Source organism: Streptomyces sp. NPDC041970 (assembly GCF_055588985.1).
The window spans coordinates 31666-54356 of the sequence record NZ_JBVJCD010000003.1; the positions used below are offsets into that span (position 1 = coordinate 31666).

The following is a 22691-nucleotide window of genomic DNA, read 5'->3' on the forward strand; positions in this document are numbered from 1 at the left end:
TCGGTCCGGGGCTCTCCCCACCCTCAGGAGGGCTTCCGCCGCTTCGTACTTGGGAGTCACCACCGTGACCGATGTGACCGGCGTGCCTGACGACGTACTGCACACCCTGTTCCACTCCGACCAGGGGGGACACGAGCAGGTCGTGCTCTGCCAGGACCGTGCCACCGGCCTCAAGGCCGTCATCGCCCTCCACTCCACCGCCCTGGGCCCGGCCCTCGGCGGCACCCGCTTCTACCCGTACGCCTCCGAGGCGGAGGCCGTCGCCGACGCGCTGAACCTCTCGCGCGGGATGTCGTACAAGAACGCCCTGGCCGGTCTCGACCACGGGGGCGGCAAGGCCGTCGTCATCGGCGACCCGGAGAAGATCAAGACGGAGGAACTCCTCCTCGCCTACGGCCGGTTCGTGGCCTCGCTCGGCGGGCGCTACGTCACGGCGTGCGACGTCGGCACGTACGTGGCCGACATGGACGTCGTCGCCCGCGAGTGCCGCTGGACCACCGGCCGGTCGCCCGAGAACGGCGGCGCCGGGGACTCCTCGGTGCTCACGGCCTTCGGCGTCTTCCAGGGGATGCGGGCCTCGGCCCAGCACCTGTGGGGCGAGCCGACGCTGCGCGGCCGCACGGTCGGGATCGCGGGCGTCGGCAAGGTGGGCCGCCACCTCGTCGAGCACCTGCTCGGCGACGGCGCCCGCGTGGTGATCACCGACGTGCGCGAGGAGTCGGTGCGCCGGATCACCGACGCGCACCCCGAGGTCGCGGTCGCGGCGGACACCGACGCGCTGATCCGCACCGAGGGCCTGGACGTCTACGCGCCGTGCGCGCTCGGCGGCGCGCTGAACGACGCGACCGTGCCCGCGCTCACCGCCAAGGTGGTGTGCGGCGCGGCCAACAACCAGCTCGCGCATCCGGGTGTGGAGAAGGACCTGGCCGACCGGTCGGTTCTTTACGCGCCCGACTACGTGGTCAACGCCGGCGGCGTGATCCAGGTCGCGGACGAGCTGCACGGGTTCGACTTCGACCGGTGCCGGGCGAAGGCCGCGAAGATCTTCGACACCACGCTGGAGATATTCGCACGTGCGAAGGCGGACGGCATTCCGCCGGCCGCGGCGGCCGACCGGATCGCCGAGCAGCGCATGGCGGAGGCCCGCGTCCGCTGACCGGATCGGGCCGCCGCCCCCGGCCGCCCGGACCGGAGCGGTCCCGCCCCGTCGTACGGCGCCGCGCGCCCCCTCCACGGCGCCGTACGCGCTCGCGCCCCCGCCCCGCCGACCTGGCCGAGACAAGACTCACGCCGGTCGGCGGGTCGTACGCCCGCAAGAGGTTAAAATCGCGGTTGACCAGGGAGGACGGGGCTCCTCACTGGCCCTGTGCCGGGACCGGGACGCGGGCGGCGTACCGTATGGCCACGGAAGCAGGTACCGTTAAAGCCCTACAGGCACGGTCTCTCTGCCGAGAGACCGTCCTGAAACATGAACGGGTGTCAAGACTCTGGGGCCGTCGAGCCCCGTCACCGAGGGGGTCGAGCCATGGGGCGCGGCCGGGCAAAGGCCAAGCAGACCAAGGTCGCCCGCCAGCTGAAGTACAGCACCGGCGGGACTGACCTGTCGCGTCTGGCCAATGAGCTGGGCGCATCGCCTTCGAGTCAGCCACCGAACGCAGAGCCGTTCGAGGATGACGACGAGGAAGATGACCCGTACGCACAGTACGCGGATCGCTACAACAAGGATGACGACGACGATCAGGACGATCCGTCCGGGCCGTCGTCGCAGCGCCGCGGCGCTTGACCTCGCGCTGACACGAGAACCCGGTCCGGGCCCGTCCCGGACCGGGTTCTGTGCTGTCCCGGTCCGGACGGCGGCTGCCCGGCCCGCGGGGTCCGGCGGTGTGCCGGACCCCCTCGGCGGGCGGGGCCGCCTGCCTCAGCGCGCGTAGTCGCCGGTCAGCTCGGCGCCCGTGGCGTGGTCGCCGCGGGCGGTGATCTCGCCGGCGACCCACGAGTCGACCCCGCGGTCGGCCAGGGTCGTCAGGGCGGCGTCCACCGAGTCCGCCGGGACGATCGCGATCATGCCGACGCCCATGTTCAGCGTCTTCTCCAGCTCCAGCCGCTCGACCCTGCCCGCCGTGCCGACCACGTCGAAGACCGCGCCGGGCGTCCACGTGGAGCGGTCGACGGTGGCGTGCAGGTGGTCCGGGACGACGCGGGCCAGGTTGTTCGCCAGGCCGCCGCCGGTGACGTGGCTGAAGCCGTGCACCTCGGTCGTCCGGGTGAGGGCCAGGCAGTCCAGCGAGTAGATCCGGGTGGGCTCCAGCAGCTCCTCGCCGAGCGTCCGGCCGAACTCCTCGACCTCGCGCTCCAGCGACCAGCCGGCCCGGTCGAAGACCACATGGCGGACGAGCGAGTACCCGTTGGAGTGAAGACCGGAGGAGGCCATCGCGATCACCGCGTCGCCCTCGCGGAGGCGGTCCGGGCCGAGCAGCCGGTCGGCCTCGACCACGCCCGTGCCGGCTCCGGCGACGTCGAAGTCGTCCGGGCCGAGGAGACCGGGATGCTCGGCGGTCTCGCCGCCGACCAGGGCGCAGCCCGCCAGGACGCAGCCTTCGGCGATGCCCTTCACGATGGACGCGACCCGCTCGGGGTGCACCTTGCCGACGCAGATGTAGTCGGTCATGAACAGCGGCTCGGCGCCGCAGACGACGAGGTCGTCCACGACCATGCCGACGAGGTCGCGGCCGATGGTGTCGTACACGCCCATCTGCCGGGCCAGGTCCACCTTGGTGCCGACGCCGTCCGTGGCGGACGCGAGCAGGGGGCGCTCGTAGCGCTTGAGCGCCGAGGCGTCGAAGAGGCCGGCGAACCCGCCGAGGCCGCCGAGGCCCGCGACCTCGGGGCGCTGGGTCTTCTTCACCCACTGCTTCATCAGCTCGACGGCGCGGTCGCCGGCTTCGATGTCGACGCCCGCTGCCGCGTAGGAAGCGCCTGTTGTCTCAGACATGGCCTGGGATCTTTCGTGTGGAGAGACGGGGCTGGTGCAAGGGGCGCGGACCGGTCCGGGTCACGGACGGCGCAGCGCGTCGGCCGCGGCGGTCGCCGCGGGGCCCGCCGCCAGCTCGGTCTCCAGCAACTGCTTGCCGAGCAGCTCCGGGTCCGGGAGGTCCATCGGGTACTCGCCGTCGAAGCAGGCGCGGCAGAGGTTCGGCTTGTCGATCGTCGTCGCCTCGATCATCGAGTCGATCGAGATGTACGCGAGGGAGTCGGCGCCCATCGAGGTGCGGATCTCGTCGACGGTCATGCCGTTGGCGATCAGCTCGGCACGGGTGGCGAAGTCGATGCCGAAGAAGCAGGGCCACTTGACCGGCGGGGAGGAGATCCGGATGTGGATCTCGGCCGCTCCGGCCTCCCGGAGCATCCGGACCAGGGCCCGCTGGGTGTTGCCGCGGACGATCGAGTCGTCGACGACCACCAGGCGCTTGCCCTTGATGACTTCCTTCAGCGGGTTCAGCTTGAGCCGGATGCCGAGCTGCCGGATGGTCTGCGAGGGCTGGATGAAGGTCCGGCCGACGTAGGCGTTCTTGACCAGTCCGGCGCCGAACGGGATGCCGCTGGCCTCCGCGTACCCGATCGCGGCGGGGGTGCCCGATTCCGGGGTGGCTATGACGAGGTCCGCCTCGGCGGGGGCCTCGGCGGCCAGGCGGCGCCCCATCTCCACGCGGGAGAGGTAGACGTTGCGCCCGGCGATGTCGGTGTCGGGGCGGGCCAGGTAGACGTACTCGAAGACGCAGCCCTTGGGCTTCGCTTCCGCGAACCGCGAGGAGCGCAGGCCGTTCTCGTCGATGGCGACCAGCTCGCCCGGCTCGATCTCGCGGACGTAGCTGGCGCCGCAGATGTCGAGCGCGGCGGACTCGGAGGCGACCACCCAGCCGCGCTCCAGCCGGCCGAGGACCAGCGGGCGGATGCCCTGGGGGTCGCGGGCGGCGTAGAGCGTGTGCTCGTCCATGAAGACGAGGGAGAAGGCGCCCTTGACGTCGGGGAGCACCTTGGTGGCGGCTTCCTCGATGGTGAGCGGCTTGTCGTCCTCGTCGCGCTGCCCGGCGAGCAGCGCGGTCACCAGGTCGGTGTCGTTGGTCGCGGCGACCTGGGTGGCGCGGCCGTCCTTGCGCGGGAGGTCGGCGACCATCTCCGCGAGCTGGGCGGTGTTGACCAGGTTCCCGTTGTGGCCGAGGGCGATCGAGCCGTGCGCGGTGGCACGGAACGTCGGCTGCGCGTTCTCCCACACCGAGGCGCCGGTGGTGGAGTAGCGGGCATGTCCGACCGCGATATGGCCCTGGAGGGAACCCAGAGACGTTTCGTCGAAGACCTGCGAGACCAGTCCCATGTCCTTGAAGACCAGGATCTGGGACCCGTTGCTCACTGCGATGCCCGCGGATTCCTGTCCGCGGTGCTGCAGGGCATACAGTCCGAAATAGGTGAGCTTGGCGACCTCTTCACCCGGAGCCCAGACACCGAAGACGCCGCAAGCGTCCTGGGGGCCTTTCTCTCCGGGGAGCAGGTCGTGGTTGAGTCGTCCATCACCACGGGGCACGACACCGAGTGTAGGGGAGATCGACCACTGGTCCGAATTGGGGACCGGTCGGCGAAGGCGGGGCGGAGCACGGCGAACGCGTCGCGGGCGGAGCGCGGAGGGGCGTTTCGGGGGGCTTCGGCCGGTCACGCGGTGTGACCGGCCTCCGGGCGCACGCCGCGGCGGAGACGGGCGTGCGCCGTCCGGCGGCCGGTCGCGGGGCCGGTCGCCGGCGCGTCGGAGCCGTGGCGGACCGCCCGGCGGCGGGCGGGCGGCCGTGGCGTTCGGTGAACCCCGGCGGCTGCGGCCCCGGCGGTCGGCCGCGCGGCCGTTCCGTGGCGAGCCTCACACCCCCAGGGGCGCGCGGACCGGGTCAGCCCCGCTCCTCGGGGGCGGGTCGCGCGCCGCCCTCCGGCTCCGGGGGCGCGGCCTGGGCGCTGATGCCGGCGCCGTCGGCGGACGCGGTGAGCGTGAGCGTTCCGCCCGTGATCGTGTAGGCGGTCGCGCCCTTGAGCGCCGCGAGCACCGCGCGCTCGGTCCCGCCGTCCGCCCCCGGGCACATCCGGCGGGTGCCCGCCAGCGGGCCGAAGGTGATCGTGCCGTTCCCGACCTCGGCCGGGCCGCGGAAGGCGTTGCAGCCGGAATGGCCCGCGACCGTGCCGTCCGCGCGGAGGGTGAGGTGCGGCCGCCGCTCGGGCGGCAGGTCGGCGGGGACGCCGGTGGCCGTCTCGCCGTCGAGCAGGGTGGTCACCTCCCACCGGGTGCCGGTCAGCTCCGCGGCGGGCTGCTCGCTGAGCGCGAGGGCGTCGCCGTTCGCCGCGGTGAGGGTCAGCGTCCGGCCGGACAGTCGGGCCGTGAGCCGGCCGGTGAGCGTGGCGGTGGCGGCCTTCTCGAACGCCTCCACCTCCGCGTCGCACGCCATCTGCGTGGAGACGGGGCGGCCCACGGTGATCCGGTCGCCCTCGACCCGCGCTTCGGCGCTGACGCGGTTGCACCCGAAGCCGGCGGTGGCCGCGCCCTTCCGGTCGAACTCCAGCCGGGAGCCGGGCGGGGCCTTCGTCTTCTCGCCCCCGGCGGTCAGGGAGTCGACGTTCCACCGCACCCCGGTGACGGGCACGTCGCTGCGCGCGGTGTCGCCGGGCCCGCCGGAGCCGGGCTCCGTGCCGCAGGCGGCGAGGGTGAGGAGGGCCAGGGCGCTGACGCTGAGAGTCATCCGTTGGGTGCGCATGGCGATCTGACGGTGCGGGGGCCCGGTTCGGTTCCCCCGCGCCGGGCGGGCGGTCCGGCTCAGCCCATGAGGGGCAGCAGCGCGGCGAGGTCCGCCCGTTCGCCGCTCGCGCTGACCTGGGCGTCCGCCAGGGCCCGCGCCCACTCCGTACGGCCGGTGGCGAGCCGCACCCACGTCAGCGGGTCCGTCTCCACGACGTTGGGCGGGGTTCCGCGGGTGTGCTGGGGGCCGCTGATGCACTGGACCACCGCGAACGGCGGGACGCGCACCTCGACCGAGCCGCCGGGGGCCCGGTCCGCGAGGGCGTCCGCCAGCAGCCGGACGCAGGCGGCCAGGGCCTGCCGGTCGTAGGGGATCTCCGCCCCGAGCGCCTCGTTGAGGTCGTCCGTGTGGACGGTCAGCTCGACGGTCCGGGTCACCAGGAAGTCGGTCAGCCGCATGGAGCCGACCCGCGTGGGCAGCAGCCGGTCCCCCGCGCCGGAGGCCGGGACGTCCGCGGCGAAGCCCGCCTCCACCTCCTCGTACAGCGCGGCGAGGTCGGGGCGGTCGGCCGCCAGGTCCTCGACGTCCTCGGCGATCCGGGCGGCGTACGCGGCGGTGGCGGGCGGCCACTCCAGCAGGGTGAGGCCGGGCTTGGGTCCGGGCGGCTCCGGCAGCGCCAGGGACCGGCTCACGCTGCCCAGGACCATCGCCACGTGCGCGGCGAGCTCGCGGACCGTCCAGTCGCCCAGCCGGGTGGGGCGGGCGAGCTGATCGGGCGTCAATCCCGTGACGGCGTCGCGGACATGGGCGAACTGGGCGAGGACCGCGGTCCGGGTCCGGAGGTGGTCGTAGGCGCGCGGGCGCTTCTTGGCCTGGGGCATGGGACCGAGACTAACCGGCGGCGGTGGCGCCGCGGCAGCCCCCGGCCCCCTCCTCAGACCGGCTCGGTCCGCTCCCCCGCCGTGAACGCCTCGCCGCCCGCCGGGACCCCCACGCCCCGCCAGGTGAACGGCACGCCACGGGCGTCGTCGGGGTCCGGGCCGTCCATGAGCTGGAAGTGGAGGTGGGGTTCGGTGGTGTTCCCGCTGTTCCCGCAGCGCCCGACCACCTGCCCGGCCCGCACGGTGTCGCCCGCCCCCACCTGGAGCGAGCCGCGCCGGACGTGGGCGTAGAGGGCGTACGTGCCGTCCCCGAGGTCGAGGACCAGGTGGTTGCCGATGATCCGGCCCGCGCCGAGGACGTCCCGCACGGGGGCCTCGATCAGCATCAGGTAGAGCAGCGCGGGCAGCGAGTTGCGGCTCAGGTGGTCGCGCCGGCCGTCGCTCGCCCGGACGACCACCGCGTCGGCCACCGCGAGCAGCGGGGCCCCGAACGCCGGGAAGTCGCGGTTGCGGCGGAACACCGGCCACAGGGCGCGGAACGGCGGGCGGGCCGGGGGCTCCCCGTCGCCGGTCTCCGGCTCGGCCACGACGTCGATCGCGTACGTCTGCCCGTACACGTGCGTCCCGTGGCTCGGGACCTTGTCCGCCGGGCTGTTCAGCGCGGACCAGCGGCCGGTCACCGGCGGTTCGACCTCCCTGGCGGGGCGGTCCCGCGCCGCCCCCGAGGGACCGCTGCGGCTCACGACGAGGCCGATGACCACCGCCACGACCGCGGGCGCGAACGTCGGGACGAGGGGCAGCGGATCGGAGAGGACCCCTACGAGCACCACCGCGAGGAAGACGAGCCAGCACACGCGGTACAGCACCATCACGGCCTTGCGGACGGACATGTCGTCTCCCCCAGGGGTCTGCGGTTCCTACGGTCGCGCCGCCGTGAGCGCCACCAGCAGCGGCACCACCCGGACGGCCGGGATCTCGTACCGGCCGCGTCCGGCCGCGTGCAGCCAGCCCGCGCCGGTCAGTTGGCGCAGGTGGTGGTAGATCTGGCCGGTGGTGCCCGCCCCGTCGAGCGCGGCCAGCTCGGCGGCCGTCCGCACGCCGCCGAGGATCTCGCGGAGCAGCCGCAGCCGGACCGGGTGGCCCAGCGCGGCGAACGCGTCGGCCGCGTCCGCCCAGTCCCCCTCGACCAGGGCCGCGGTCAGCGCGCCGTACTGCCACTCGTAGCGCTCGCCGGTGGGCAGCGTGACCGCTCCGGTGAAGAGCACGCCCCCGTCGGCCGCGACCTCCCCGGCCTCGGCGAGCTGCGCCTTGAGCCCTTCCAGCGCCCAGAAGTCGCCCTCGCCCAGCGCGGGCTCGTCGCGGTCCTTCCGCTCCAGCGCCGTGAGCCGCCGCTCCAGCGCGGCGACCCGCTCCTCCAGCTCCACAGCATCCACCTTACGTAATTACGTAATAACGTTCAACGGGTCGGCGCCGAGCAGCGCGAAGCCCCCGCCCGGACCGGACGGGGGCCTCACACGTGCCGCTCGACGCGCGACCCGGCCTGCGCTCAGGCGAGCAGCGCGGGGATCGTCGCCTCGTGCGCCGTACGCAGCTCGCTCAGCGGGATGCTGAACTCGCCCTGGACCTCGATCTCCTCGCCGTCCACCACGCCGATCCGGGCGACGGGCAGACCCCGCGCGCCGCACATGTCGGTGAACCGCAGCTCCTCGCTGCGCGGGACCGAGACGACCGCACGACCCGCCGACTCCGAGAAGAGGAAGGTGAACGCGTCCAGGCCCTCCGGCACGACCAGCCGGGCGCCCTTCCCGCCGCGCAGGCAGGACTCGGTGACCGCCTGGACGAGACCGCCGTCCGAGAGGTCGTGCGCCGCGTCGACCATGCCGTCGCGGGAGGCGGAGATCAGGATCTCGGCCAGCAGCTTCTCGCGCGCCAGGTCCACCTTGGGCGGCATACCGCCGAGGTGATGGTGGACGACCTCGGACCAGGCCGAGCCGCCGAACTCCTCGCGGGTGTCGCCCAGCAGGTAGAGGAGCTGGCCCTCTTCCGCGAAGGCGACCGGCGTACGCCGGGTGACGTCGTCGATGACGCCGAGCACGGCCACGACCGGCGTCGGGTGGATCGCCGTCTCGCCGGTCTGGTTGTACAGCGAGACGTTGCCGCCGGTGACCGGGGTGCCCAGCTCCAGGCAGCCGTCCGCGAGGCCGCGGGTGGCCTCGGCGAACTGCCACATGACGTCCGGGTCCTCGGGCGAGCCGAAGTTCAGGCAGTCGGAGATGGCGAGCGGCTTGGCGCCGGAGGCGGCCACGTTGCGGTACGACTCCGCCAGCGCGAGCTGCGCGCCGGTGTACGGGTCGAGCTTGGCGTACCGGCCGTTGCCGTCGGTCGCGATGGCCACGCCCAGGTTGGTCTCGGCGTCGATGCGGACCATGCCCGCGTCCTCGGGCATGGCGAGCACGGTGTTGCCCTGGACGAACCGGTCGTACTGGTCGGTGATCCAGGACTTGGACGCCTGGTTCGGGGAGGCGACCAGCTTCAGGACCTGCTCGCGCAGCTCGGCGGCGTCGGCCGGGCGGGGCAGCGCGCCGGCGTCGTCCGCCTGGAGCGCGTCCTGCCAGGACGGGCGGGCGAACGGGCGGTGGTAGACGGGGCCGTCGTGGGCGACCGAGCGCGGCGGCACGTCCACGATCTGCTCGCCGTGCCAGAAGATCTCCAACTGCGAGCCCTCGGTCACCTCACCGATGACGGTGGCGATGACGTCCCACTTCTCGCAGATCTCCAGGAAGCGGTCCACGTGCCGCGGCTCGACGATCGCGCACATGCGCTCCTGCGACTCGCTCATGAGGATCTCCTCCGGCGAGAGGGAGGAGTCGCGCAGCGGCACGGTGTCCAGCTCGACGCGCATTCCGCCGGAGCCCGCCGAGGCCAGCTCGCTGGTGGCGCAGGAGAGCCCGGCGCCGCCGAGGTCCTGGATGCCCGCGACGAGCTTCTCCCCGAAGATCTCCAGGGTGCACTCGATGAGCAGCTTCTCCTGGAAGGGGTCGCCGACCTGCACGGCGGGGCGCTTCGTCGGCTTCGCGTCGTCGAACGTCTCGGACGCGAGGACCGAGACGCCGCCGATGCCGTCGCCGCCGGTGCGGGCCCCGTACAGGATGACCTTGTTGCCGGGGCCGGACGCCTTGGCGAGGTGGATGTCCTCGTGCCGCATCACGCCGATGCAGCCGGCGTTGACCAGCGGGTTGCCCTGGTAGCAGGCGTCGAAGACGACCTCGCCGCCGATGTTGGGCAGGCCCAGGCAGTTGCCGTAGCCGCCGATGCCCGCGACGACGCCGGGCAGGACGCGCCGGGTGTCGGGGTGGTCGGCCGCGCCGAAGCGCAGCGGGTCCACGACCGCGACCGGGCGGGCGCCCATGGCGAGGATGTCGCGGACGATGCCGCCGATGCCGGTGGCCGCGCCCTGGTAGGGCTCGATGTACGAGGGGTGGTTGTGCGACTCGACCTTGAAGGTGACCGCGTACCCCTGGCCGACGTCGACGACGCCCGCGTTCTCCCCGATGCCGACGAGCATCGCGTCGTTGGCGGGGACCTTCTCGCCGAACTGCTTGAGGTGGACCTTGCTGCTCTTGTACGAGCAGTGCTCCGACCACATCACCGAGTACATGGCCAGCTCGGCGCCGGTGGGACGGCGGCCCAGGATCTCGCGGATCCGGGCGTACTCGTCCTCCTTGAGGCCCAGCTCCCGCCAGGGCTGCTCGGCGTCCGGGGTCTCGGCCGCGTGCTTGACCGTATCCAGGCTCATGCGTTGACCAGCTTCTTGATGATCGAGGTGAAGAATCCGCGTCCGTCGGTGCCGCCGGTGCCGATCAGCGGCTCCACCGCGTGCTCCGGGTGCGGCATGAGGCCGACGACGTTGCCGGCGGCGTTGGTGATGCCCGCGATGTCGCGGAGCGAGCCGTTGGGGTTGCCGTCCAGGTAGCGGAAGGCGACGCGGCCCTCGGCCTCCAGCTCGTCGAGCGTGCGCTCGTCGGCGGTGTACCGGCCGTCCATGTTCTTGAGCGGGACGCTGATCTCCTGGCCGGCGCTGTAGTCCGAGGTCCAGGCGGTCTCCGCGTTCTCCACCCGCAGCCGCTGGTCGCGGCAGACGAAGTGCAGGTCGTTGTTGCGCAGCATCGCGCCGGGCAGCAGATGCGCCTCGGTGAGGATCTGGAACCCGTTGCAGATGCCGAGGACCGGCAGCCCGGCCTTCGCCTGCTCGATCAGCGTCTCCATCACCGGCGAGAAGCGGGAGATGGCGCCCGCGCGGAGGTAGTCCCCGTAGGAGAAGCCGCCGGCCAGGACCACCGCGTCGACCTGGTGCAGGTCCTTGTCCCGGTGCCACAGGGGGACGGGCTCGGCGCCGGCGATCCGCACGGCGCGCAGGGCGTCGCGGTCGTCGAGGGTGCCGGGAAAGGTGACGACGCCGATACGGGTGGTCACTTCTCCTCCACCTTCACGGTGAAGTCCTCGATGACGGTGTTGGCGAGGAAGGTCTCGGCCAACTCGTTGATGCGGGCGAGGGCGGCGTCGTCGACCGGCCCCTCGACCTCCAGCTCGAAACGCTTTCCCTGACGAACGTCCGCGATTCCCTCGAAGCCGAGACGGGGCAGTGCGCGCTGCACCGCCTGTCCCTGCGGGTCGAGGATCTCGGGCTTGAGCATGACGTCGACTACGACGCGTGCCACTGGCACTCCCGGTGTGGTGGTGTGGTGCGGCTGTCTCTCCGGGGGGTTCCCCAGACCCCCGCGGGTCCACTCAGCGTACCTGCCCAAAATTTCTACGCGGGTAGATATCGGGCGGCGCAAGTGCGGCGCAGATCACGTCAAGATTTCGATCGCGACACCGCGCGGGAAAAGGTCCGGAAAAATTCCCTCGCGGATTGCGCACGGATTGCACACGGACACGCGCGACTAATTGGCCGGACTTCGCCATGCGGTACCCACCGCTGTACAAATGATTACCGGGGAAAGCAGTATTGACCTGGGACACCGGAACAGTCGGCTTCCCGTCGACCCGCATCCGCCCGCCTGACAGCCGGAAGGCAGGCATCGCGCACGCAACACGCGCGCTGCCGTGAGAAAGGACCGATATCCGTGGCTCAGCGTGTAGTGGTGACGCTCTTCGACGACATCGACGGAGGAGAAGCAGCGGAAACGGTGACCTTCGCCCTGGACGGGAACACGTACGAGATCGACCTCAATCCCGCCAACGCGAAGAAACTGCGGAAGGCCCTCGCGCCGTACGTGGCCGCCGGCCGGACGCAGACGAACGCCGGCAGGCACGGCAGGAAGCCGACGGCCTACCGCCACACCTCCGTCGCCCCGGACCCGGCCGCCGTCCGCGCCTGGGCCCGCTCGCACCGGATGGAGGTGCCGGCCCGCGGGCGCATCCCCAAGAAGGTCTACGAGGCGTTCCAGGCGGCCAGTTGAGCCGGAGGGCCGATCCGCGGCGGGGGGGCTCGGCCGAGCCCCCCGCCGGATGCCCGGCAGCCTCCGCGGGCGCCCCGGCGGCCCGCGCCGGGCAGCCGCGGCGCCCTCCCTTGGACCGGGCCGCCGGCCCCTCCCGCCCGCTCCGCGCCCGCGCGTCGGACGCTCCGTCAGGCGCGGTGCCGCGGACCGCGACTCCCTCCGCGGGACCCGCGCCGCGGGACCCGCCGGGAGCCGACTTGCGCGACACCCCCGCAGGTCGGCTAGAGTCTGGAGCACGCCGAGGGGCGAGGCCGCAAAGCCGAATCCCACGCAGCGTGCGGGTGTAGTTCAGTAGTAGAACATCCCCCTTCCAGGGGGAAGGCGCAGTGTGCAATTCCTGTCACCCGCTCTGCACAGCTCCATCAGACCACTCCGGTGGATCAGGTAGAGTAGTGCTCGCACCACCGGTGAAAGCCGAGTGGTCGCAGTGCGGACGTAGCTCAGTTGGTAGAGCGCAACCTTGCCAAGGTTGAGGTCGCCAGTTCGAACCTGGTCGTCCGCTCGTGATCAAAGGCCCCGACCTTTCAGGTCGGGGCCTTTGTCGTGCCCCCCGTCCCCCCATGACGTTTGTCATGACCCCTGGTGACAGCGCGCACTGCCCGGAGCCCCGACCGGGCGGAAGCCTGGAGGCATGACCAGCGACGACATGCTCAGCGACCGCCCGGACGGTCCCGTGATCGAGGCGCACGGAGTCCGCCGGCGCTACGCGGGCGGCTTCGAGGCCGTGTCCGGGATCACCTTCTCCGTGGCCCGCGGCGAACTGTTCGCCCTGCTCGGGACGAACGGCGCGGGCAAGACCTCCACCGTGGAACTCCTGGAGGGGCTGGCGCCGCCGACCGCCGGCGCCGTCCGGGTCCTCGGCCACGACCCGTACCGCGAACGCGCCGCCGTCCGGCCCCGGACCGGGGTGATGCTCCAGGAGGGCGGCTTCCCCTCCGACCTCACGGTCCTGGAGACCGTACGGATGTGGTCGGCCTGCACCACCGGCGCGCGCCCGGCCGCCGAGGCCGTGGGCATGGTCGGCCTGACCGCCAGGGGCGGCGTACGGGTCAAGCAGTTGTCCGGCGGCGAGAAGCGCCGCCTCGACCTCGCGCTGGCCCTGACCTCGCGGCCCGAGGTCCTCTTCCTCGACGAGCCGACGACGGGGCTGGACGCCGAGGGGCGCCGCGAGACCTGGGAGCTGGTCCGGGCGCTGCGCGACGGCGGCACGACCGTGCTGCTGACCACGCACTACCTGGAGGAGGCCGAAGCGCTCGCGGACCGGCTGGCGATCATGCACCAGGGCAGGATCGTGACGTCCGGGACCATCGCCGAGGTGACCGCGAGCCGGCCCGCCCGCATCCGGTTCGAGCTGCCCGACGCCGTGCCGGCGGCCCGGCTGCCGCTCTCGCTGCGCGCGGCGGCCGAGGGGCGGCGGGTCGAGATCCGCACCCCCGCCCTCCAGGAGTCGCTGCACGAACTGCTGGACTGGGCACGGGAGTCGGGCGTACCGCTGCACGGGCTCGACGCCCGTTCCGCCTCGCTGGAGGAGGCGTTCCTCGACATCGCGCGGACCCAGCACGCCGCCCGCGACGAGGACCCGCGCCGGACCGCGGCCCGATCCGGCGGCGCGAAGGGGACGAGGAACGCGAAGAAGGTGACGGCATGACGACGGCCCCCGCGCCCGCGCCCGACCGGGCGGCCCCCGCGCGCACCTCCGGGAGCACGGCGGCCGCCGCCCGGCGGCTGGCCGCGCTCGGCCGCGCCGAACTGGTCCTCCTGCTGCGCAACCGGACCGCGATCACCGTGGCCCTGGTGCTGCCCGTCGTGATGACCCTCTCGATCCGCGCCTCGCTCCAGCGGATCGACCTCGGCCCCACCGGACTCACCGTCGCGGGGGCCGCCCTCACCGGCGGCGTCGGCATGGTGCTGGTCCAGGTCGTCTACATGAACCTCGTCACCGGTTACGTCACCCGGCGCGAGGAACTCGTCCTCAAGCGGCTGCGCACCGGCGAGATCTCCGACCGCGAGATCCTGACCGCCACCGCGCTGCCGTCCGCCGCGCTGGCGCTCGCCCAGTGCGTGCTGCTGGTCGCGGCCGGGACCCTCGCCTTCGACCTGAGCGCGCCGCGCCGGCCCGAGCTGTTCGCGCTGGGGCTGCTGCTGGGGCTCGTACTGGCGTCCGCACTGGCGGCGGCCACCGCCGCGGTGACCCGCACGGTGCAGACCTCGCAGCTCACCACGTTGCCGCTGTTCTTCGTCTCGCTGTTCGGCTCCGGCATCTTCGTCCCGCTCGCGGTCTTCCCGGACCGGCTGGCCGCCGTGCTCCAACTCCTGCCGCTGACCGGCGTGATGACCCTCGTGCGGCACGGCTGGCTCGGCGGCGCCGGGACCGGCGACCTGCTCACGGCCGGGGCGACCGCGCTGGCCTGGACCGCGTTCGGGGTGTTTGCTGTGCGGCGGTGGTTCCGCTGGGACCCGCGCGGCTGAGGACCGGACGAAAGCGGCGGCCTGCACCACGGGGACGACGGGCCGCCACGGGGACCACGGGCCGCCATGGGGACGACGGGAAGGGACGGGACGAGGTGATCGAGCGGGTAAGGGGCTGGCGGCGCGGCTGGCACGAGCGCACCAAGCTCCAGCGCATCGACCTCTACACACGGGCGACCCTCGCCTCGATCACCTGGTTCTTCCTCCTGAGCTGGGGCCTCCTCCCGCTCGGCACGACGTTGGGCCGTGGCCCGGCCGCGGTGGCGCTCGGCGGGGCGCTGTTCGCCGTGAACGTCGTCCAGTCGGTCCTGGGCAACCGCAACGTGGCGCCCGCCTTCGCCCACTACCGGGGGTCGTCGCCCTTCCCGCCGCGCCGACTGCGGCTGCCCGCCGCGCTGCTGGCGCTGATGACCTGCCTGCTGGTCGCCCTCGCGGCGGTGGAGGGCGTGCAGGACGAGGCGCTGACCCTGCTGGTGCTGGACCTGCCCGTGGCGTTCGGTATTCCGTACGTGCTGCTCGTGCCCGTCCGGAGGCTCCTGCTGCACAGCGCGGCCTTCGCGGCGGTGGTGATGGCGCTGCTGGCGGCCGTCGGGACGCCCGGCCGGTCGCTCGTCGGCGCGGCCGTCTCGCTGGTCGTGGTCACCCTGCTGGTCCTCACCTCGGCCCGGCCGAGCGCCTGGAGCCTGTCGGTGATGTGGCAGGCGGAGGAGGCGCGGGACACGCAGGCCCGGCTGGCGGTGGCGGAGGAACGGCTGCGCTTCGGCCGGGACATGCACGACGTGCTGGGCCGCAACCTCGCGGTGATCGCGCTGAAGAGCGAGCTGGCCGTGGAGCTGGCGCGGCGGGGGAACCCCGCGGCGGTGGACCAGATGGTCGAGGTGCAGCGGATCGCCCGCGCCTCCCAGCAGGAGGTCCGCGACGTCGTACGCGGCTACCGGGAGGCCGACCTCTCCATCGAACTGGCGGGAGCCCGCGGGGTGTTGGAGGCCGCCGGGATCACCTGCACCGTCGAGGGCACGGGCGGACCGGCCCTCCTCGCGGCCCCCGCCGCCGTCCGGGCGGCCCTCGGCTGGGTGGTGCGCGAGGCGGCGACCAACGTCCTGCGCCACGGCGACCCGCGCCACTGCTCGATCCGGCTCACCGACACGCGGGACGCGGTCGTGCTGGTGGTCGAGAACGACGGGGCGGCGCGGGGCCCGGCGGGCGGGGGCGGTGCGGCGGGCGGCCCGGTGGGCGGGGGTGGTGCGGCGGGGCGAAGCTCGGTGGGCGGGGGCAGTGCGGCGGCGAGGGGCCCGGTGGGTGAGGGCGGTGCGGCGGCGGGCGGCCCGGTGGGCGACGCCCGTGCGGCGGTGAGAGGCCCGGTGGGCGAGGCCCGTGCGGCGGCGGGCGGCCCGGTGGGTGAGGGCGGTGCGGCGGCGGGCGGGCTGGCGGACGACGGCAGGACGGCGGCGGGCGGCCCGGTGGGCGACGCCCGTGCGGCGGGGCCGGGTACGGAGGGTGAGGGCTCCGGGCTGGCCGGGTTGCGCGAGCGGCTCGGCGCCCTGGGCGGAACGCTCCGGGCCGGAGCCGTCGGGGACGGACTCTTCCGGGTGACGGCGACGGTGCCGCTGACACCCCCGCCTCCCGGCCCGCGCCGCGCCGGCTCCGCCTCCGCCGCGCCCGCCGATGCCGCCGTGCGCGTCGACGCCTCCGCGCGCTCCCTCGCCGTACCCGCCGACGCCCGTACGTCAACCGATGCCGCCGCGCCTGCCGATGCCGCCGCGCCCGGCCTCGCCGTACCCGCCCTCCCGGAGGAACGATGACCACCGACCGGCCCCTGCGCGTCCTGCTTGCCGACGACGAGCACCTGATCCGGGGAGCGCTGGCCGCGCTGCTCGCCCTGGAGGAGGACCTGGTGGTGGTCGCGGAGGCGGCGAGCGGTCCCGAGGCGCTCGCGATGGCCCTGGCGCACCGGCCGGACGTCGCCGTCCTGGACCTCCAGATGCCGGGCGCGGACGGTGTGAAGGTCGCCACATCGCTCCGGACGGAGCTGCCCGACTGCCGCACCATGATCGTGACCAGCCACGGTCGCCCCGGACACCTCAAGAGGGCCCTGACCGCCGGCGTGCGCGGCTTCGTCCCGAAGACGGTCAGCGCCCGGCGGCTCGCCGAGATCATCCGTACCGTCCACGCCGGGAACCGTTACGTGGACCCGGAGTTGGCGGCCGACGCCATCGCCGCGGGCGACTCCCCGCTGACCGCGCGGGAGGCCGAGGTGCTCGAGCTCGCGGCGGACGGGGCGCCCGTCGCGGAGATCGCCGAGCGGGCCTCCCTGTCCCAGGGGACCGTGCGCAACTACCTCTCCTCGGCCACCTCCAAGATCGGCGCGGAGAACCGGCACACGGCGGTGCGTCTCGCCCGCCGACGCGGTTGGGTATAGTAGGCACCGCGCTTCGGCGCAACGCGGACGTAGCTCAGTTGGTAGAGCGCAACCTTGCCAAGGTTGAGGTCGCCAGTTCGAACCTGGTCGTCCGCTCCGTAGACAGAAGGCCCCGGTCCTTGCGGACCGGGGCCTTCTGCGTGCGCCTACGACCAGTTGGTGCCGGTCAGGACCTCGTACGCCTCGATGTACTTGGCGCGGGTCGCCTCCACGATCTCCGGCGGCAGGGCCGGGGGCGGCTGCTCGCTCGCCCGGTCCCAGCCGGAGTCCGGCGAGGTCAGCCAGTCGCGCACGAACTGCTTGTCGTAGCTGGGCTGCGCGCGGCCGGGCTGCCAGGTGGCGGCGGGCCAGAAGCGCGAGGAGTCCGGCGTCAGCACCTCGTCGGCGATGATCAGGCGCTCACCGCCGTCCTCGGTGGTCTCGAAGCCGAACTCGAACTTCGTGTCGGCCAGGATGATCCCGCGCACGCGGGCGAGGTCCCGAGCGCGGCGGTAGACGTCGAGCGTCGTCTGCCGCAAGTGGGCGGCCGTCTCCACGCCGACCTCGCGGGCGACGTGCTCGTAGCTGACGTTCTCGTCGTGGTCGCCGACGGCCGCCTTGGTGGCCGGGGTGAAGATCGGGCCGGGCAGCTCGGAGCCGTCGACCAGGCCCTCGGGGAGGCCGATGCCGCAGACCGTGCGGGAGGCCTTGTACTCGGTGAGCCCGGAGCCGGTGAGGTAGCCGCGGGCCACGCACTCGACCGGGACCATGCGCAGGGGCGTGCAGACCAGGGTGCGGCCCGCCCAGTCGGCCGGGGCGCCGGGCGGCAGCTCGGTGGAGACCACGTGGTTGGGGACGAGGTCGGCGAGCTGGTCGAACCACCACAGCGAGAGGCGGGTGAGGACGCGCCCCTTGTCGGGGATCTCGGTGGGCAGGACCCAGTCGTACGCGGAGATGCGGTCGCTGGCGACCATGACGAGGTCGCCCGCCTCGTTCCGGTACAGGTCACGCACCTTGCCGGTGTGCAGGTGGGTGAGGCCCGGAACCGAAACGGGCTCGGGCTTTTCTACAAAACCGGACACGGTGCCTCCGCGTAGATTGATCCAGGAGCGACTCCGATTGTCCCGTACGGAGCGGACGGACGCGGGAGCGGGGGCGCGGACACGCCCCACCGGCCTCAGTCGCGTTTGCAGATCCGGTCCAGGAGGTTGGCCGTGGCCTGCTGGACGCGGGGGTCGACATGGCCGGGGCGGTCCAGCGCCGGGGACCAGGCGAAGGTGCCGGAGGCGAAGACGAGCGCGCCGGACGGCGCCTGGTACAGCGAGGTCTCCTGGTGGCGGACGGCCCCCTCGGAGTCCTCGTACGGGGAGTGGGCGAGCAGGATGCGCCGGTCGTGCTCGGGCAGGCTGGTGCGCGGGAAGTAGCGGTCGGCCTCGCCGGCCACCAGGCCGTCGATCTCGTCGCCGTCGGCCGCGCCCGTGGCGTCCCAGAGCCAGTGCTCCGCGTTGCGCACGACCAGCGGGCGCGGCTCGGGGACCCGGCCCGCGTACTGGATGCCCAGGAGCTGCTGTTCGGGGCGGTCCACCTCGCGCCACAGGGCGGTCCTGCCGGGGCCCCTGCGCTTGCGGCAGGTCAGCAGGCGGTCCGGCTCGCCGGAGGCGGAGGGGGCGAGGCCCACCTGCCAGTACATGGTGTTGGCGGAGAGGAAGACGAGCGAGGTCCCGCAGTCGCGGGCGCGCTCGGCGGCCCGGCGCATGGGCAGCGACCAGTACTCGTCGTGGCCGGGGAAGACCAGGCCCCGGTAGCGGCTGGGGTCGACACGGCCCGCGTGCAGATCGCGGGCGTCGGCGTAGGCGAGGTCGTAGCCGTACCGCTCGGCCCAGCGGATGAAGTCGTACGCGTGCCCCACGTGCAGCGGCAGGCCCGCTCCGGCGTAGGGCCGGTCGAACGAGATCGTGACGGCCGCGTCCTCCTCGCCGAGCAGTCGGCCCTTCTCGTCCCACGCGTGGTAGAGGCTGGCGCCGGTGCGGCCGTCCTCCGGGTAGAGGTTGTACGCCTGCCAGGTGATGTCGGGCAGGAGGAGCAGCAGGTCGGCCGGGTGGTCGTGGCGCACGGTGAACGGGACGTGCGAGCGGTAGCCGTCGGCGGTGGTCAGGACCGCCACGTACGCGCCGACCGACCAGTAGCTCGGGATCTGGAGCCGCCAGGACATCCACCAGTGGTGGCAGGAGACCGTCCGGTCGGCGGCGAGCGGCGGCGGCTGGACGATGCCGGAGAGCCGGGGGCTCGTGGTGATCTTGGCCGCGCCGTCGCCGCCGTAGTGGCCGATCCGGTAGACGTCGACGGAGAACTGCTGGGGCGGGTCCACGGTGATGTGGAAGTCGATGGCCTCGCCGGGGGCGGCCGCGCCGGGCGAGACGAAGCCCTTGATCTGCCGGTTCACGTCGTCGGCGGGGCGGGTGCCGCCGCCCGCGGAGCGGCCGAGCTCCGGATCGGCGTACCAGGGGACGACCTGGCCGGTGTCGTCGAAGTAGTTCTCACTGCCGCGCAGCCAGGGCAGCGGGCCCTGCCCGAAGGGGTCGCTCACCGCGTGCGCGAGGGCACCCGATTCCCACCGCCGGATCTGCTCCGCCCCCATGCCGCGCCCCTCCCTCAGGTCCCCCGGAAGGTCCCCCGGACAAACTCTGGTGCGCCGGATGTCAGCGCCGGTCCCAGCACATCACATTACGCGTGCGGTCCGTCACCCTTCGTCGTGAATTGAGGGGAACGGGGCCCGCCCCCGCCGACGCGCGCCCCGGTGCCCGCCCGGCCGTTCGTTCATCTGTCCGCCCGGCCGTTCGTTCATCGGTGAGGTGGGGAGCGGTGGGGGTGATTGCGCTGCTCGGGGGCGGGGGCCCGGCGGGCGTGGGGGGCGGTGGTGGGGGCGGTGGTGGGGGTGAGCCGTGCGGGTGAGGGCGCGCTGGGAAGGGGCGCGGGGGCGCAGGGGCTTGTGGGTGTGCGCGGGGGCGTGCGCGGGGCTTGGGGGGCGTGCGCGGGGCGCGTGCACGGCTTACGGGGAGCCTTGGGGCTTTTCAGGTGCAGGGACAGCGTGCGGGGGCGTAGGGGCCGGCCTCGCGCGCTCGGTGGGCGCACGGTGGTGAGGGCTTGCGCGGGGGCGCGGGAGTGGGGGGCGGAACGGGGGGCGAGTGCCTGCGGGCGTGTGTGAGGGCGCGGGGGGGTGCGCGGGGCGGGGGCCTGTGGGGGTGTGTGGGGGCGCAGGGCTGCGGGGTGCGCGGGAAGTGCGGGGCGCGGGGCCTTGCGGGGGCCTGCGGGCGTGCGCGGGAACGGGGGCGTGCGGGAAGTGCGGGGGCGCGGGAGCGGGTGCCTGCGGGCGTGCGCGGGGCGTGGGTGCCTGGGCGGAGGTACGCGGGGGCGTGGGCGGAGGCGCGCCTGCGGGGTGCGCGGGGGTGCGGGGGTGCGGGGGGGGCGGGGCTCAGCGATGGCTCACCGGCGTACGCGTACGGCTTCGCGGCTTCGCGGCGCGCGGGAACTCCGGGATGACACACCGGCGCACGCGCGGCTTCGCGGCGCGCACGGCGCACACGCCGCGCGAGGACTCCAGGACGACGTACGGGCGTACGCGCGTGCACGGCGCGACGGGAACCCCGGACGACCCACCGGCGTACACGTACGCCTTCACGGCGTACACGGCGCGCGGGAACCCCGGACGACCCACCGGCGCACGCGCACGCCTTCACGGCGTACACGGCGCGCGGGAACCCCGGACGACCCACCGGCGTACACGTACGCCTTCGCGGCGTACACGGCGCGCGAGGGCTACGGGACGACCCACCGGCGTACGCGCACGGCTTCGCGCCCCGCGGGGTCACACCAGGCGGACCGGCTTGTCGGAGCGCACGCCGACCTCGGCGAGCCAGGACCGCAGCGGGTCAGGGTCCCCGTCCTCGACCAGGCTGAGGACCGGGGGCGCGAGGTCCGCCCGGCGCTCGCCGCCGACGAGCAGCGCGGGCCCGTCCAGCCAGTCCAGGCCCGGCGCCGCGCCCGCGGTGTCCACGGCCGCGCAGCAGACCATCGCCGCGACGTGGTCGACGAGCAGCTCCGTACCCGTACGCGGCGGCTGGAGCGGGAAGAGGGGCAGCGGGCCGGGGCCCCAGAGGTCGAGCGGGTCGTCTGCGCCGCCGGGGGCGCTCTGCCCCGGTCCGCCGGGCGACGGGGCTTCGGCCTCCTCGCGGGCGACCGCCGCGCCGATGCCCGCGGCCAGCGCGGGGCCCCCGCCGGGGCCGGCCAGGTGCTCCATCACCCGCGCCAGGGTGGGGACGGCCGGGTCGGCGGCGGACGCCGGGGGAACGCCCAGGGTGTCGAGGACCCGGTGCAGGCGGGCCGCCTCCGTGCGCCACTTCCGGTCGACGACCTCGTCCGGATACTGCTGCCAGTCCACCGGCGCCCACCCCGGACCGCTCTCCGCGGGGCCGCCGTGGAAGAGGCGGGCGGCGAGCAGGGACGCCGCCTCGTCGGCCACACCGGGCTCCTCCAGCAGGTCGCACGCGGGGCGCTCGCCCAGGCGCGAGGCGAAGCCGTCGGCCAGCCGGTCCCGGCGGGACAGCTCGGTGAGCGCGGAGACGACCCCGGCGTCCAACCGGGAGGGCCAGCGGCCCATCCGCCAGGCGGGCAGCGCCACCCGCGTCAGCAGCCGGTCCCACCCGGCGTACGCGAGGCCGACCTGCTCCTGGGCGGTGATCCGCAGCCCGTAGTCGACCGTCCGGGCCCGCATCGACGCGGCGGCGGCCACGCAGCGCTCCATCTCGGCGGCGTGGCCCCGGCAGGCGCGCAGCAGGAGCCGGGCGACCCAGCCGACGAAGGCGCGCGGCGCCCCGCGCACCGCGCCCCGGCCGGGGACGGCGGCATCGGCGACCGCAGCGTCCAGCCCGCGCACGAAGCGGCGGGCGGCGGCTATGTCGGGGTGCGCCGAGGGGCCGGTGCCCGCCACGACGGGGGCGAGCACCGCGCGTAGCTCGGCGACCCGCATCCACCACAGGAACGGCGAGCCGATGACGAGCACGGGGGCGTCCTGCCCGGCGGAGCGCCGGGGCCGGAGGCTGCGGTGCGTACGGTCCTCCAGCCAACTGTCGCAGTCCGGGGTCAGCGCTATCGCCGAGGGCGCGGGGACGCCGAGCCGGTCGGCCAGCTCCCGGACCAGGAGGTAGAGATCGGGGGCGCCGCGCTCCGGCACGGGAACCGTCGGACTCACGGCGGGCCGGGCGCGGGCCACGGAGACGGCCACCAGGACCGTCACCAGCAGGACGACGACGGCGAGGGCCAGCACCGACCAGCGCACGGCCTCCCACCCCGGACCGCCCAGCCACCCCCGCGCGCCTGCGGCGAACAACACCACGGCGACGGCCGCGGGCAGGATCGCCACGGCCAGCGCCCTGCCGCGGATGCGCAGCAGGGAGAGCGCGCGGGCCTGAGCGGCGCGCGCACCCAGCTCCTCACCTGCGTCGGTACCGGACACGACCGGATGTCACCCCCTCTGGCCCTCGGCGGCGTTGCTCACTCCCCCACTGTGGCACCCGCCACCGACATCGCAATGCCGGTGGGCCAAGTGCCGGAACGCCTGCGCCGCACCCTAGTTGGGGCTCCGGCAACCGTCATCCGGATGGCGCAGTCGTCACTC

Annotated in this window: 19 protein-coding genes and 3 tRNA genes; 10 read left to right on the forward strand and 12 right to left on the reverse strand. The window is 74.0% G+C overall.

Annotated elements, in window-relative coordinates:
* The first annotated feature begins 64 nt into the window (after positions 1-64).
* Both ACZ6EJ_RS02710 and ACZ6EJ_RS02715 read left to right on the forward strand, forming a co-directional pair.
* The gene (locus ACZ6EJ_RS02710; RefSeq protein WP_469264024.1) at positions 65-1156 is read left to right on the forward strand and encodes a Leu/Phe/Val dehydrogenase; all 1092 of its coding nucleotides are present in this window, start codon (positions 65-67) and stop codon (positions 1154-1156) included.
* 369 nt (positions 1157-1525) lie between these two features.
* Positions 1526-1783, forward strand: a complete 258-nt coding sequence (locus ACZ6EJ_RS02715) for a DUF3073 domain-containing protein (protein ID WP_084993563.1) — start codon at positions 1526-1528, stop codon at positions 1781-1783.
* A gap of 135 nt (positions 1784-1918) precedes the next feature.
* On the opposite strand, the gene purM is transcribed toward ACZ6EJ_RS02715, so the two are convergent.
* From purM to purS, 9 genes are all read right to left on the reverse strand, one after another.
* Entirely contained in the window at positions 1919-2992 is a 1074-nt protein-coding gene (gene purM / locus ACZ6EJ_RS02720) for a phosphoribosylformylglycinamidine cyclo-ligase (RefSeq protein ID WP_469264026.1), read from the reverse strand.
* A gap of 60 nt (positions 2993-3052) precedes the next feature.
* Positions 3053-4579: an amidophosphoribosyltransferase gene (purF, locus tag ACZ6EJ_RS02725; protein WP_469264027.1), complete on the reverse strand. Its 1527-nt coding sequence runs from the start codon at positions 4577-4579 to the stop codon at positions 3053-3055.
* Between the two features lie 352 nt (positions 4580-4931).
* On the reverse strand, positions 4932-5786 hold the full coding sequence (locus ACZ6EJ_RS02730) for an META domain-containing protein (RefSeq protein WP_469264028.1): 855 nt from the start codon (positions 5784-5786) through the stop codon (positions 4932-4934).
* Between the two features lie 59 nt (positions 5787-5845).
* Positions 5846-6649: a maleylpyruvate isomerase family mycothiol-dependent enzyme gene (locus tag ACZ6EJ_RS02735; protein WP_469264029.1), complete on the reverse strand. Its 804-nt coding sequence runs from the start codon at positions 6647-6649 to the stop codon at positions 5846-5848.
* Between the two features lie 53 nt (positions 6650-6702).
* Entirely contained in the window at positions 6703-7539 is an 837-nt protein-coding gene (locus tag ACZ6EJ_RS02740) for a peptidoglycan DD-metalloendopeptidase family protein (RefSeq protein ID WP_469264030.1), read from the reverse strand.
* A 27-nt stretch (positions 7540-7566) separates the two neighbouring features.
* Positions 7567-8073, reverse strand: coding sequence for an ArsR/SmtB family transcription factor (locus ACZ6EJ_RS02745; protein WP_469264032.1), 507 nt, complete (start codon positions 8071-8073; stop codon positions 7567-7569).
* A 122-nt stretch (positions 8074-8195) separates the two neighbouring features.
* Positions 8196-10445, reverse strand: a complete 2250-nt coding sequence (purL, locus tag ACZ6EJ_RS02750; protein ID WP_469264034.1) for a phosphoribosylformylglycinamidine synthase subunit PurL — start codon at positions 10443-10445, stop codon at positions 8196-8198.
* On the reverse strand, positions 10442-11122 hold the full coding sequence (purQ, locus tag ACZ6EJ_RS02755) for a phosphoribosylformylglycinamidine synthase subunit PurQ (protein WP_469264035.1): 681 nt from the start codon (positions 11120-11122) through the stop codon (positions 10442-10444). Before purQ ends, purL begins: the two co-directional genes overlap by 4 nt.
* Positions 11119-11367 carry a phosphoribosylformylglycinamidine synthase subunit PurS gene (purS, locus tag ACZ6EJ_RS02760; protein ID WP_469264037.1) on the reverse strand — a complete coding sequence of 83 codons (249 nt, stop codon included), beginning with the start codon at positions 11365-11367 and terminating at the stop codon, positions 11119-11121. The genes purQ and purS overlap by 4 nt, the downstream gene beginning before the upstream one ends.
* A 408-nt stretch (positions 11368-11775) precedes the next feature.
* Here purS and ACZ6EJ_RS02765 point away from each other — a divergent pair, with 408 nt between their 5' ends.
* The 8 genes from ACZ6EJ_RS02765 (at position 11776) to ACZ6EJ_RS02800 (ending at position 17134) form a co-directional block, all read left to right on the forward strand.
* Positions 11776-12111 carry a histone-like nucleoid-structuring protein Lsr2 gene (locus ACZ6EJ_RS02765; protein WP_469264039.1) on the forward strand — a complete coding sequence of 112 codons (336 nt, stop codon included), beginning with the start codon at positions 11776-11778 and terminating at the stop codon, positions 12109-12111.
* 316 nt (positions 12112-12427) lie between these two features.
* Positions 12428-12499 (forward strand) — tRNA-Gly (locus ACZ6EJ_RS02770).
* Between the two features lie 80 nt (positions 12500-12579).
* A tRNA-Gly gene (locus tag ACZ6EJ_RS02775) sits at positions 12580-12652 on the forward strand.
* A 129-nt stretch (positions 12653-12781) separates the two neighbouring features.
* Positions 12782-13798, forward strand: a complete 1017-nt coding sequence (locus ACZ6EJ_RS02780) for an ABC transporter ATP-binding protein (protein ID WP_469264041.1) — start codon at positions 12782-12784, stop codon at positions 13796-13798.
* Positions 13795-14619: an ABC transporter permease gene (locus ACZ6EJ_RS02785; RefSeq protein WP_469264042.1), complete on the forward strand. Its 825-nt coding sequence runs from the start codon at positions 13795-13797 to the stop codon at positions 14617-14619. The genes ACZ6EJ_RS02780 and ACZ6EJ_RS02785 overlap by 4 nt, the downstream gene beginning before the upstream one ends.
* A gap of 95 nt (positions 14620-14714) precedes the next feature.
* Complete coding sequence (locus ACZ6EJ_RS02790) at positions 14715-16421, forward strand: histidine kinase (RefSeq protein ID WP_469264043.1); 1707 nt, start codon at positions 14715-14717, stop codon at positions 16419-16421.
* A complete protein-coding gene (locus ACZ6EJ_RS02795; protein ID WP_469264044.1) occupies positions 16418-17038 on the forward strand; it encodes a response regulator in 621 nt (206 codons plus the stop codon). Before ACZ6EJ_RS02790 ends, ACZ6EJ_RS02795 begins: the two co-directional genes overlap by 4 nt.
* 23 nt (positions 17039-17061) lie before the next feature.
* Positions 17062-17134: transfer RNA gene (locus tag ACZ6EJ_RS02800), tRNA-Gly, on the forward strand.
* Positions 17135-17184: 50 nt separating this feature from the next.
* Here the strand turns inward: ACZ6EJ_RS02800 and ACZ6EJ_RS02805 are convergent.
* The 3 genes from ACZ6EJ_RS02805 to ACZ6EJ_RS02815 all read right to left on the reverse strand — a co-directional run bounded on the left by ACZ6EJ_RS02805 (position 17185) and on the right by ACZ6EJ_RS02815 (position 22529).
* Entirely contained in the window at positions 17185-18099 is a 915-nt protein-coding gene (locus ACZ6EJ_RS02805; protein ID WP_469264045.1) for a phosphoribosylaminoimidazolesuccinocarboxamide synthase, read from the reverse strand.
* Between the two features lie 95 nt (positions 18100-18194).
* Positions 18195-19655: a N,N-dimethylformamidase beta subunit family domain-containing protein gene (locus ACZ6EJ_RS02810; RefSeq protein WP_469264046.1), complete on the reverse strand. Its 1461-nt coding sequence runs from the start codon at positions 19653-19655 to the stop codon at positions 18195-18197.
* 1227 nt (positions 19656-20882) lie between these two features.
* Entirely contained in the window at positions 20883-22529 is a 1647-nt protein-coding gene (locus tag ACZ6EJ_RS02815; RefSeq protein ID WP_469264047.1) for a M48 family metalloprotease, read from the reverse strand.
* Between the last annotated feature and the right edge of the window lie 162 nt (positions 22530-22691).

What these genes read in the sequence shown, in the direction of transcription:
- ACZ6EJ_RS02810 (WP_469264046.1), bottom strand. Translation starts at nt 19,655, where the DNA reads ATGGGGGCGGAGCAGATCCGGCGGTGGGAATCGGGTGCCCTCGCGCAC.
- ACZ6EJ_RS02735 (WP_469264029.1), bottom strand. Translation starts at nt 6,649, where the DNA reads ATGCCCCAGGCCAAGAAGCGCCCGCGCGCCTACGACCACCTCCGGACC.
- ACZ6EJ_RS02795 (WP_469264044.1), top strand. Translation starts at nt 16,418, where the DNA reads ATGACCACCGACCGGCCCCTGCGCGTCCTGCTTGCCGACGACGAGCAC.
- ACZ6EJ_RS02715 (WP_084993563.1), top strand. Translation starts at nt 1,526, where the DNA reads ATGGGGCGCGGCCGGGCAAAGGCCAAGCAGACCAAGGTCGCCCGCCAG.
- purM (WP_469264026.1), bottom strand. Translation starts at nt 2,992, where the DNA reads ATGTCTGAGACAACAGGCGCTTCCTACGCGGCAGCGGGCGTCGACATC.
- purL (WP_469264034.1), bottom strand. Translation starts at nt 10,445, where the DNA reads ATGAGCCTGGATACGGTCAAGCACGCGGCCGAGACCCCGGACGCCGAG.
- ACZ6EJ_RS02730 (WP_469264028.1), bottom strand. Translation starts at nt 5,786, where the DNA reads ATGCGCACCCAACGGATGACTCTCAGCGTCAGCGCCCTGGCCCTCCTC.
- ACZ6EJ_RS02740 (WP_469264030.1), bottom strand. Translation starts at nt 7,539, where the DNA reads ATGTCCGTCCGCAAGGCCGTGATGGTGCTGTACCGCGTGTGCTGGCTC.
- ACZ6EJ_RS02785 (WP_469264042.1), top strand. Translation starts at nt 13,795, where the DNA reads ATGACGACGGCCCCCGCGCCCGCGCCCGACCGGGCGGCCCCCGCGCGC.
- ACZ6EJ_RS02780 (WP_469264041.1), top strand. Translation starts at nt 12,782, where the DNA reads ATGACCAGCGACGACATGCTCAGCGACCGCCCGGACGGTCCCGTGATC.